This is a genomic window from Chloroflexota bacterium, from assembly GCA_015478725.1.
Classification (GTDB): Bacteria; Chloroflexota; Limnocylindria; order Limnocylindrales; family CSP1-4; genus C-114.
This window is the reverse complement of record JADMIG010000050.1, coordinates 1-10,530: the sequence shown is the minus strand read 5'-3', so window position 1 is coordinate 10,530 and position 10,530 is coordinate 1. Positions and strand designations below refer to the sequence as shown.

The following is a 10,530-nucleotide window of genomic DNA, read 5'->3' as shown; positions in this document are numbered from 1 at the left end:
TCCGGTCCCCGACGGCCGCGGCCCCCCGCCGACGAGCGGTCCCAACCGATCCGCCAGCACGCGGCGGGCGTAGACTCACGGTGACCATGTTGTTCCTGTGGGTCGTCGCCGGACTCGTGCTCCTCGCGGTGGAGCTGCACACGGTCGCCTTCTACGCCCTGTTCCTCGCCGCCGGCTCGTTCGTCGCGGCGATCCTCGTGATCTTCGTCCCGGACAGCCCGGTCTGGGTCCAGGCGCTCCTCGCGGCCGTCGCCTCGATCGTCGGCATGCTCGCCCTGCGGCCGTTCGCGAGTCGCGCCTTCCTCAATCGTCGCGACGGCGTCGTCTCGCGCGGCGTCCACGGCGGCCTCGTCGGACAGGAGGCGCTCACCCTGGACGCGATCGGCGACGAACATCATCCCGGGCATGTCCTCCTCGCGAGCGAGCGATGGCTCGCCGTGACGGACCATCCGGATCCCCTCGGCAGCGATGTGGCTGTCGGGGTCATCGCCGTGCGCGGAACGACGCTCCTCGTCCGTCCGCTCGAGCGTTCGGCGCCGTTCGCAGAAGGAGGAGTCCGTCGTGGATAGTGGTGTGATCGCCGGGATCGTCGTCGCGATCGTCATCTTCGTCGTCATCGTCGCCTTCCTGGGCCAGGCGGCGAACGTGATCCAGCAGGGATACGTCGGGGTCGTCAAGCAGTTCGGCGAGTTCAAGTCGATCCACAATCCGGGCCTGGCCCTCATCGTGCCGTTCTACCAGACGCTCGTCCGCGTCGACATGCGCGAGATCCCCCGTCCCGGCGACCGCCAGGAGGTCATCACCAAGGACAACGTCGTTGTGGCGGTGAACGCGACGATCTTCACCCAGGTGGTCGACGCGAAGCAGGCGCTCTTCAGCGTCTCCGATTTCGACGTCGCCATCGACGCGATCGCCCGGACCGCGCTCCGGTCCGTCATCGGAACGCTCTCCCTCGACCAGGCGCTGTCCGAGCGCGAGCGGATCAACGTGGACGTCCAGCAGCAGATGGAGGCGGTGACCGACAAGTGGGGGATCCGGATCAACCGGATCGAGATCGTCGAGATCACCCCGCCGCCACAGATCCTCCAGGCTCTCGCCCTCCAGAAGCAGGCGGACCAGGAGAAGCGGGCGAAGATCCTCCAGTCCGAGGGCCTTCAGCAGTCGGCGGTCAATGTCGCGGACGGCAACCGGCAGGCAGCGATCAAGAGCGCCGAAGGCGAACGGCAGTCGGCGATCCTCCGGGCGGAGGGCAACCGGCAGGCGGCGATCCTCGAGGCCGAGGGTCGAGCCCAGGCGATCAAGACGGTCTATGACGCGATCAAGGCAGCGGCGCCGGATCCGACGCTCGTCGCGATCCTCCAGCTCGACACGCTCGCCAAGTTCGCCGCCAGCGAGAACACGAAGATCGTCATCCCGGCCGAGAGCTCTGCGCTCCTCGGAGCGGCGCAGGCCCTGCGGTCGGTCCTCATGGACGTGCCGACGCTGCCGCCCAGCGGAAGCTGACCTGGCGAGGACGAGAACGGGCGCCGAGCCCGGTTCGCCGGTCGACGGCCTCGAGGCGCTCCGCGCCGAGATCATCGCCTGCCGCCGCTGTCCGCGTCTCGTCGAGTGGCGCGAACGAGTCGCCCGCGAGAAGGTCGCGCGCTTCGCGGACGAGCCGTACTGGGGTCGTCCGCTGGCCGGCTTCGGCGATCCCGAGGCGCGGATCCTCATCGTCGGGCTCGCCCCGGCGGCGCACGGCGGCAACCGGACCGGGCGAGTCTTCACCGGCGACCGGTCGGGCGATTTCCTGTGGTCCGCGCTTCATGTCAACGGGCTCGCCGACAGGCCGTCATCGCGCCGGGCGGACGACGGCCTCACCCTCCGCGGGGTCTACATCGCCGCGGCGGTCCGCTGTGCGCCACCCGCGAACCGACCGACGATCGAAGAGCGCGACCGATGTCTCCCATTCCTCCAGCGGGAGCTGGCGTTCCTGCCAAGGATTCGAGTCATCGTCGCCCTCGGCGCCTTCGGGTGGGACGCCGTCTTGCGCGTCCTCGGGGCGGACGGCCACGCCATCAGGCCGCGGCCACGGTTCGGGCACGGCGCGGAGGCGGTCGTCGGGCCGTACGTCCTGTTCGGGTCGTATCACCCGAGCCAGCAGAACACGTTCACCGGCCGCCTCACCACGCCAATGTTCGAGACGCTGCTCGCGCGGGCGAAAGCCGCGACCCGGTAGCGGTTCGCGCGTCGAGCAGATGTGCCCGCGGCCGCGCAGCCGCGGATCCGCGTCGCCCCGCGTCCCGCGCGTCTGTCGCCGCCCCGTCCGCCCGCTCGGACGTCCCCTCGTCGAAGGAATGTGACATCTGATCCCCAGGCGGGCGTTGGTCACGGGATCGCTGCCAGATGACTCCCGTGGTGCGCAGATGCCGTGATTGAGGATCGATCCGGAGTCCGGGCCACGCTCAATGGGGATCGCGTCGTCCTCGCCATCCTCCCGGACCACCGACGAGTGCCCTCTTGAAGACCAAATGACGGTTTCTCGCGGCCCGAACCACCCGAGCCCCACCCGAGCCCCAGCCGAACCACCCGAGCCCCACCCGAGCCCCAGCCGAGCCGCCGAGCCACGCCCGAGCCCGCCGAGCCGCCCCCCCGAGCCACCCGAGCCCGCCGAGCCGCCCCTCCGAGCCACCCGAGCACGCCGGGATGCCACCCGAGACTCGCCGCGATGCCACCCGCGTTCCGCCTCCCGTAGACTCTCCGGGCCATGGTGACCGAGCGCGACTACTACGACGTCCTGGGCGTCGCCCGCGGAGCGAGCGACGCGGACATCAAGCGCGCGTTCCGCAAGCTCGCCCAGCAGTGGCACCCGGACGTGAGCAAGGAACCTGCCGCGGACGAGCGTTTCAAGGAGATCAACGAGGCGTACCAGATCCTCTCCGACCCGCAGCGCCGGCAGGCCTACGACACGTTCGGCCGGGCGGGCGTCAGCGGCGCGGCCGGTGACGCGGGCTTCGGGGCCGGGTTCGGGAACTTCGGCGACATCTTCGATGCGTTCTTCGGTGGCGGCACAGCCGCGAACGCGCGTCACGGGCGACCGCCGACCGGGAGCGACCTGCGGTACGACCTTCGGATCTCGTTCGCCGAGGCGGTGGCGGGAACCGAGAAGGAGATCGAGTTCGCGGTCCTCGTTCGGTGCGAGACGTGCCGCGGGAGCGGAGCGAAGTCGGGCACGGACGCGACCACGTGTCCGCAGTGCAACGGGCGCGGCGAGGTGCGAAGCGTCCGTCAGACGATGCTCGGCCAGATGGTGAATGTCACCACCTGCCCGCGCTGCCGGGGCGAGGGCCGGGTGGTCGAAGCGCCGTGCGAAACGTGCCACGGCGATGGACGGGTCGAGCGGAAGCGGAAGGTCCGGGTCTCGATCCCCGCCGGCATCGACGAGGGTCATCAGATGCGGCTCTCCGGCGAGGGTGAGGCGGGTCCGCGCGGGGGTCCGCCCGGCAGCCTGTACGTGGCGATCCATGTCGCCCCGCACGCGGACCTCAAGCGGGATGGGACGGAGCTCTACTACGAACTCGACATCTCGATCGCCCAGGCAGCCCTCGGCACCCGCCGCCGCGTACCGACGGTCGAAGGAGACGAGGAGATCGAGATCAAGCCCGGCACCCAACCCGGGACCGAACTTCGCCTCCGCGGCAGGGGCGTGCCACATCTCCGTCGGACGGGCTCGCGCGGCGACCTCCACGTGCTCGTCCGGGTGACGGTTCCGACGAAGCTCACGAAGGAGGCACGCGCCGCGCTCGAGACCTATGCGACGGCGACCGGCGAGCAGGTGGGTCCGCACGGCCACGGCGGGATCATCGACCGTGTCCGCGATGTCCTCGGCTGATCCCGTCGCCGCGGTCGGCGGCGCACCGGCCGGCGGCTCCGACGGCGGCGCGGCGGACGACGACGGCGGGACCGCACCCGACGACGACGGCGGCGCGGCGAACGACGACGAAGGGACCTCAGCGGACGGCACCTGGCTCGAGCTGTCGGTGGCCGCGGACGTCGAGGCGGTGGAGGCGGTGAGCGAGATCCTCGGCCGCGTCGCCTCCGGCGGGACGAGCGTCGAGCCCGCGTTCATCCTCAGCGACGAGGGGCTCGGCGCGTTCGTGGACGCCTCGCGACCGGCGACCGTCCGGGCGTACCTCCCCGCGCGCGACCGAACGGCGGCGCGGACCGCCATCCACGACACCCGGATCGCGCTCGGCCACCTTCAGGCGTTCGGGATCCGGCCGATCGGCGACCTCGACGTCCGGGTCGTGCACGAGGCGGACTGGGCGGAGGCGTGGAAGGCGCATTTCCCGGTCCTGCGCGTCGGTCGCCGGCTCGTCATCCGGCCGACCTGGCGTCGGCATGCGCGGCGACCGGACGACGTGGTGCTCGCTCTCGACCCGGGGATGGCCTTCGGGACGGGCCTCCATCCAACGACCCGGCTCTGCCTCGCGGCGCTCGAGGTGGTCGCCGACCGCGCCGCCCCCGCGCTCGGTCGCGTCCTCGACGTCGGGACCGGCTCCGGGATCCTCGCGATCGCCGCCGGCCTGCTCGGTGCGGACGCGATCGTCGGCGTGGATCCCGATCCGATCGCCGTCGACGCGGCGAGGGCGAACATCGGCCGCAACGGTCTCGCGCGACGGACGCGGATCCGGGCCGGCTCCGTTCCGACCGGCGAGCCGCCGTTCGACATCGTCCTCGCCAACCTCATCGCGTCGCTCCTCGTCACCCTCGCACCGGACCTGAGCGCCGAGCTGGCGCCCGACGGCACGCTCATCGCGTCGGGCATCTTCATCGACCGCGAGGGCGATGTCCGGGCGGCGTTCGAGGCCGCCGGGCTCACGGTGCTCGACCGCCTCGCCGAGGGGGAGTGGGTGGCGCTCGTCGCGACTCGTAACGGGACGCGACTATGATCGGGCCGATGACGACCGACTGCCTCTTCTGCGGCATCGCCCGCGGCGACGTCCCCGCCACCCAGGTCCACGCCGACGATGTCATCGTCGCCTTCCGCGATATCGCGCCGCGCGCGCCCACCCACATCCTCCTCATCCCGCGCGAGCACATCGCGTCGGCGGCGGACCTGACGGAGGCGCACGGACCGCTCCTCGGGCGACTGTTCGCGATGGCGGCGGAGGTCGCCCGGCGGGAGGGGATCGCCGACGGCGGATACCGGATCGTCTCGAACGTCGGGCGGTGGGGCGGCCAGACCGTCGATCATCTGCACATCCATCTCATGGGCGGACGACCGTTCACCTGGCCGCCCGGGTGAGGCCGCCGACGCGCGGAGCGAGCGGCGGATCGCGGTCGCCGAGGATCGGGCGGGTCACCGCCGCGGCAGCGGTCGGTCTGCTCATCGGACTCGCACTCGCCGGCTGCGGGGTCGCCGCGCCGACCGGTCCGATCACCCCGGCGCCCACATTCGCACTCCCGACCTACTCGACTGCCATCGCCGAGACCCGCCGCGAGATCGCGGCGGCGCTCGCGGTCGACTCACTCCAGCTCCAGGACGCGACGCAGCCGTTCCGGCCGCCCGAGCCCCTCGCCTTCATCGATGCGCCGCGCGGCATCTTCCAGGTGATCCTGCCGGCGGATCCGGCCCACGGCTACATCGTCGTCTACGAGTTCCGCGACGTGGCGACCGCGGCGACCGCCGGCCGCCAGCTCGCGTCGTTCGTGGGCACCGGTCCCGGCCGGGTGGAGTTTCCGCCCGACACCCAGCATGTGATCCGTCAGCTCGGGACGACGATCGTCGACTACAGCTGGTCGCCGGCAAACTCGACGGACGCCCGGGCCCCCATGATCCTCACGGCCCTCGCCACGGTCGGCATCGCCGTCCCCGTGCCGCAGTAGGCGGCCTGCCCGCTTCGGAACCTGGCCCGCCTCGGGCCCGCTTCGGAACCCGGCCCGCTTCGGAACCCCGCTCAGGAACCTTCGCGGACCGGCAGCGGTTCCTCCACCGCGGCCCAGCGGCGGACCTGATCGCGCTTCACCTTGAGGGTGTGGGTGCGGGGGAAGTCCGCCTCGGGCCAGAGGCGCCAGCCGACGATCCGCTGGTGGATCGCGAGGGCCCGATTGGCCGATCGGACGGCCTCGTCGATTTCCGCTCTGATCGCCGCCCCGCCGATCGCGGCGCTCACCTCCGCCGGCGTGCCGCTCACCTCCGCCGGCGTGCCGCTCACCTCCGCCGGCGTGCCGCTCACCTCCGCCGGCGCTCCGCCCTGCGGGATCGTGTGCGAGCCCGGCGCCAGGACCACCGCCTCGATCCGTCCGGGCAGCGTCTCGACGACGACGGAATCGCGGATGCCGGCGACCCGCAGGGCGTTCTCGATGTCTTCCGGATAGACGTTGAGCCCGTTCGGCAGCACGATGATGTCCTTCGTCCGCCCCATGAGGATGAGCCGACCCTCGGGATCGAAGCGCCCGATGTCGCCCGTCCGGTACCACCCGTCGGAGGTGAACGCCGCCGCGGTCGACGCCGGATCGCGCCAGTAGCCGCTGAAGACATTCGGGCCGTGGACGAGGATCTCGCCGTCGTCGGCGAGGCGGACCTCCACCGGCGCCACGGACCGCCCCACCGTGCCCAGACCGTGATCCTCGCGGCTCGTGCACGCGGCGAACCCGCATTCGGTGGATCCGTAGCCCTGGATGACGACGACGCCGAGGTCCTCCCACGCCTGCTGGAGCGCCGGCGGGAGGAATGCCGCCGTCGACACGAGGAGCCGAAGGCCGCCCCCGAACTCGGCGTGGACCCGGCGGAAGAGCCACCGCCGCGCCGGGTACGGCAGCCGCCGGGCGACCCGTCGAAGGCGACCGAAGGCGCGACTCCGCCCGGATCGCTCGACCTCCCGCTCGATCGAGCTCCAGAACAGGTCGAGGACCTGGGGCACGAGGATCATCGAGGTCGTCCGATGGTCGCGGATCGACTCGAAGATGACCCGTGGGTTCCGGCTCCGGACATAGAGGATGTCCGCGCCGACGTCGATCGCGTAGAGCAGTCCGACCGCCTGCTCGAGGAGATGGGAGAGGGGAAGGAGCGACACGATCCGGTGCTCGAGGGGCGGGATGACCCGATGGATCGCCTCGATGGAGGCGAGGACGTTGCCGTGGGTGAGCATGACCCCCTTCGGCGCTCCGGTCGTTCCGGAGGTGAAGACAAGCTCGAAGAGGGTGGAGCGGTCCGGTCGCGGCAGGGCCGCCACGCGCTCCTCCCAGTCGGCCGGGAACGAGTCGTCCCGTTCGGCCGCGAGCGCCTCGACCGTCGTCGTCGGCATCCCGTCGAGGCGGGCATCGCGGGGATCCGGTGATTCGCGACCCGTCCCGATCGCGAGGTGGCGTGCTTCCGCCTTCTCCACGATCCGCTCGATCGCGTCGGGGGCCATCCGGAGGTCGAGCGGCACGAGGACGATCCCCGCCCGCATCGCCCCGAGGTAGACGGCCGGGAGCTCCGGCGCGGACGGCGACCAGGTGAGCAGCCGGTCGCCCGGCACGAGGTCGAGGGCGGTCAGTCGCCAGGCGACGATCCGGCTCCGTCGCTCGAGCTCGCGGTACGACCACGCCTGCCCCGTCCCGTCGTCGCGGCGGATGCCGAGCGCGGTCCGGTCGCCGTACCGGGCCGCCGCACGCTCGAGCAGCTCGACGAGGCTCTCCACGGCGCCAGGGTACCCGCGGCGGCGGGCCGGATGTGGACAGGCGGGCCGGATGTCACTGGACAGGTCCGGCGGAGCGTGGCAATATACCCCCTGGGAGTATCACCTCGGGAGCAGGGAACGGCGCCGTGACCGACCAGACCATCCAGATCATCACGCTTCCGGTGGAGGGCATGACGTGCGCGTCGTGCGTCAACCGGATCACCCGCTTCCTCGACAAGGTGGACGGCGTCGAGGAGGCGAACGTCAACCTCGCGACAGAGTCGGCGACGGTCCGGTTCGATCCCGCGCGAACGGACATCGAGGGTCTCGTCGCCGCCGTGGAGGCGGCCGGCTACACGGCGGTCCCGGCGAGCGACGCCGCGGCGCCGGCGACCAGCGCGGACGCCGCCGAGCCCACCTACGCCGAGCGCCATCTCGCGGACCTGCGCCGCCGGGTCACGGTCGCCGGGATCCTCACGATCCCGCTCCTCCTCGGCCTCGCCCACATGACGATCGCCCCGTTCCTCCCGTCGTTCCTCACGGACCCATGGCTCCAGCTCGCGCTCGCGACCCCGGTCCAGGCGTACGCGGCGGCGCCGTTCTATCGGGGCGCCTTCAACGCGCTTCGACACCGCACGACGGACATGAACACGCTCGTCGCCGTCGGCACGAGCGCGGCCTACGGATACAGCGTCGCCGCCATCGTCGCGCCGGCGTTCTTCGCCGTGGCCGGCCGCTCGGTGGGGGACGCCCCGCCCCTCTATTTCGACACGGCGGCGACGATCGTCACCCTCATCCTTCTCGGCCGCTTCCTCGAGGCGCGGGCGCGGAGTCACACCTCGGACGCCATCCGCCACCTCATCGGGCTCACGCCGCGGACCGCGCGGGTCGTCCGCGCCGGCGTGGAGCTCGACATCCCGATCGAGGCGGTCGTCGCCGGCGACGTCGTCCTCGTCCGGGCGTCCGAGCGCACCCCGGTGGACGGTGTCGTCCTCGACGGGCGCTCCGCCGTGGACGAGAGCATGGTCACCGGCGAGAGCATGCCGGTGTTGAAGGGGCCGGAGGACGAGATCATCGGCGGAACCCTCAACGGCTCGGGGTCGTTCACCTACCGGGCGACCCGGGTCGGCGCGGATACCGTCCTCGCCCGGATCGTGCGGCTCGTCCAGGATGCCCAGGGGTCGCGCGCGCCGATCCAGCGGCTCGCGGACCGGGTGACCGGGATCTTCGTCCCGATCGTCATCGCCGTCGCGACGCTCACGTTCGTCGTCTGGTTCGTCGCCGGGGCGGCGCCGGCGTTCAACCTCGCCCTCCTCAACACGATCGCCGTCCTCATCATCGCCTGCCCGTGCGCCCTCGGCCTCGCGACGCCGACCTCGATCATCACCGGCACCGGCAAGGGCGCTGAGCACGGCATCCTCTTCCGGAACGCCGAGGCCCTCGAGCGGCTGCAGGCCGTGACGACCGTCGTCCTCGACAAGACCGGGACGCTCACCGAGGGGAAGCCCCGGGTGACGGACGTGGTCCTCGCGCCAGCGCCAGTGTCGGCGGCGGCGGGGTCGGGGTCGGGGTCGGCCTCCGCGACGGCGGGCCTCACCGAGCGTGAGCTCCTCCGCTTCGCGGCCGCGGCCGAACGGGGCTCGGAACACCCCCTCGGCGAAGCGATCGTCCGCCACGTCGGTGGCGAGGGTATCGCGGCGACCGCCGCCACCGGGTTCGTTGCCACTCCCGGCGACGGGGTGTCCGCGCTCGTCGATGGGAGGTCCGTCCACGTCGGGCGGGCCGGGTTCGTGGGTGTCGAGGCGTCGATGCCGCTCGTCGCGGAGGCCGAGCGCCTTGCTCGCCTCGGTCGCTCGCCCGTCTTCGTCTCCATCGACGGCCGGCCGGCCGGGCTCATCGCCATCGCCGACCCGCTCAAGGAAGGATCGGCGGCCGCCGTCGCCGAGCTCCGTCGACTCGGACTCACCGTGACGATGCTCACCGGTGACGGCGAGACGACGGCCCGGGCGATCGCCGCCGAAGCGGGCGTGGAGCAGGTCATCGCCGACGTGCGACCGGCCGAGAAGGCGGCGCGCGTCCGGGCGCTCCAGGCGGCGGGCGCGGTCGTCGCGATGGTCGGCGACGGCGTGAACGATGCGCCGGCCCTCGCCTCCGCGGACGTCGGCATCGCGATCGGGACCGGGACGGACATCGCGATCGAGTCCGCCGGAGTGACGCTCATGAGCGGCGATCTCCGGGGTCTCGTCACGGCCGTCGCCCTGTCGCGCGCGACGATGCGGAACATCCGCCAGAACCTCTTCTGGGCGTTCGCCTACAACGTCGCCCTCATCCCCCTCGCCGCCGGCGCCCTGTACCCGTTCACCGGCTGGCTCCTCGACCCGATCTTCGCGGCGGGGGCGATGGCCCTCTCGTCCGTGACCGTCGTCTCGAACGCCCTGCGACTCCGGGACTTCCGGATCCCCGCCACCCGGCGGACCACCCCCACGACACTTCGAGAGGAGTTCTCCCGATGACCGAGCAGCCCCAGCCCACCACGCTCGTCGACCCGGTGTGCGGCATGACCGTCGACCTGGCAGAGGCGCGGGCGGACGGGCTCGTCACGGTGCACGATGGGACGACGTATGCGTTCTGTGGTCGAGGCTGCCTCCTCGACTTCCGCGACGACCCGGTCCGATATCTCGATCCGGGGCATACGCCGTCGATGTGACTCCCGGGCGGGGCCGGTAGCCGCCGCCCGCCGCCCGCGCTCGTCGTCCGGGCGCGGTCGCCGTCTCGGCCTGCCGGCGCCGGATCCCGTGTCCGCGCCGCCTCCTGCGCCGGCCGCCTCCTGCGCCGGATCCCGTGTCCGCGCCGCCTCCTGCGCCGGCCGCCTCCTGCGCCGGAT

Annotated in this window: 9 protein-coding genes; 8 read left to right on the top strand and 1 reads right to left on the bottom strand. The window is 72.2% G+C overall.

Annotation, left to right across the window (positions count from 1 at the left end):
• Positions 1-80 precede the first annotated feature (80 nt).
• The 6 genes from IVW53_15135 (at position 81) to IVW53_15110 (ending at position 5,868) form a co-directional block, all read left to right on the top strand.
• Entirely contained in the window at positions 81-569 is a 489-nt protein-coding gene (locus IVW53_15135; GenBank protein MBF6606900.1) for an NfeD family protein, read from the top strand.
• A 740-nt stretch (positions 570-1,309) separates the two neighbouring features.
• Positions 1,310-2,218: a uracil-DNA glycosylase gene (locus IVW53_15130; protein ID MBF6606899.1), complete on the top strand. Its 909-nt coding sequence runs from the start codon at positions 1,310-1,312 to the stop codon at positions 2,216-2,218.
• A 531-nt stretch (positions 2,219-2,749) separates the two neighbouring features.
• On the top strand, positions 2,750-3,871 hold the full coding sequence (gene dnaJ / locus IVW53_15125) for a molecular chaperone DnaJ (GenBank protein MBF6606898.1): 1,122 nt from the start codon (positions 2,750-2,752) through the stop codon (positions 3,869-3,871).
• Entirely contained in the window at positions 3,858-4,931 is a 1,074-nt protein-coding gene (gene prmA, locus IVW53_15120) for a 50S ribosomal protein L11 methyltransferase (GenBank protein ID MBF6606897.1), read from the top strand. Before dnaJ ends, prmA begins: the two co-directional genes overlap by 14 nt.
• An 8-nt stretch (positions 4,932-4,939) precedes the next feature.
• On the top strand, positions 4,940-5,287 hold the full coding sequence (locus tag IVW53_15115) for a histidine triad nucleotide-binding protein (GenBank protein ID MBF6606896.1): 348 nt from the start codon (positions 4,940-4,942) through the stop codon (positions 5,285-5,287).
• Entirely contained in the window at positions 5,284-5,868 is a 585-nt protein-coding gene (locus IVW53_15110; protein MBF6606895.1) for a hypothetical protein, read from the top strand. Before IVW53_15115 ends, IVW53_15110 begins: the two co-directional genes overlap by 4 nt.
• Positions 5,869-5,939: 71 nt before the next feature.
• Here IVW53_15110 and IVW53_15105 read toward each other — a convergent pair whose 3' ends face one another.
• Positions 5,940-7,667, bottom strand: a complete 1,728-nt coding sequence (locus IVW53_15105) for an AMP-binding protein (GenBank protein ID MBF6606894.1) — start codon at positions 7,665-7,667, stop codon at positions 5,940-5,942.
• Between the two features lie 140 nt (positions 7,668-7,807).
• Between IVW53_15105 and IVW53_15100 the strand changes: the two genes are divergently transcribed.
• Positions 7,808-10,159, top strand: a complete 2,352-nt coding sequence (locus tag IVW53_15100) for a heavy metal translocating P-type ATPase (GenBank protein ID MBF6606893.1) — start codon at positions 7,808-7,810, stop codon at positions 10,157-10,159.
• Positions 10,156-10,353: a YHS domain-containing protein gene (locus IVW53_15095; GenBank protein MBF6606892.1), complete on the top strand. Its 198-nt coding sequence runs from the start codon at positions 10,156-10,158 to the stop codon at positions 10,351-10,353. The genes IVW53_15100 and IVW53_15095 overlap by 4 nt, the downstream gene beginning before the upstream one ends.
• The last annotated feature ends 177 nt before the right edge of the window (positions 10,354-10,530 follow it).

Bases quoted from the DNA above. Each gene is read 5' to 3' on its own strand.
- IVW53_15130 (MBF6606899.1), top strand. From the start codon at position 1,310: ATGACGCGATCAAGGCAGCGGCGCCGGATCCGACGCTCGTCGCGATCC.
- prmA (MBF6606897.1), top strand. From the start codon at position 3,858: ATGTCCTCGGCTGATCCCGTCGCCGCGGTCGGCGGCGCACCGGCCGGC.
- IVW53_15115 (MBF6606896.1), top strand. From the start codon at position 4,940: ATGACGACCGACTGCCTCTTCTGCGGCATCGCCCGCGGCGACGTCCCC.
- IVW53_15095 (MBF6606892.1), top strand. From the start codon at position 10,156: ATGACCGAGCAGCCCCAGCCCACCACGCTCGTCGACCCGGTGTGCGGC.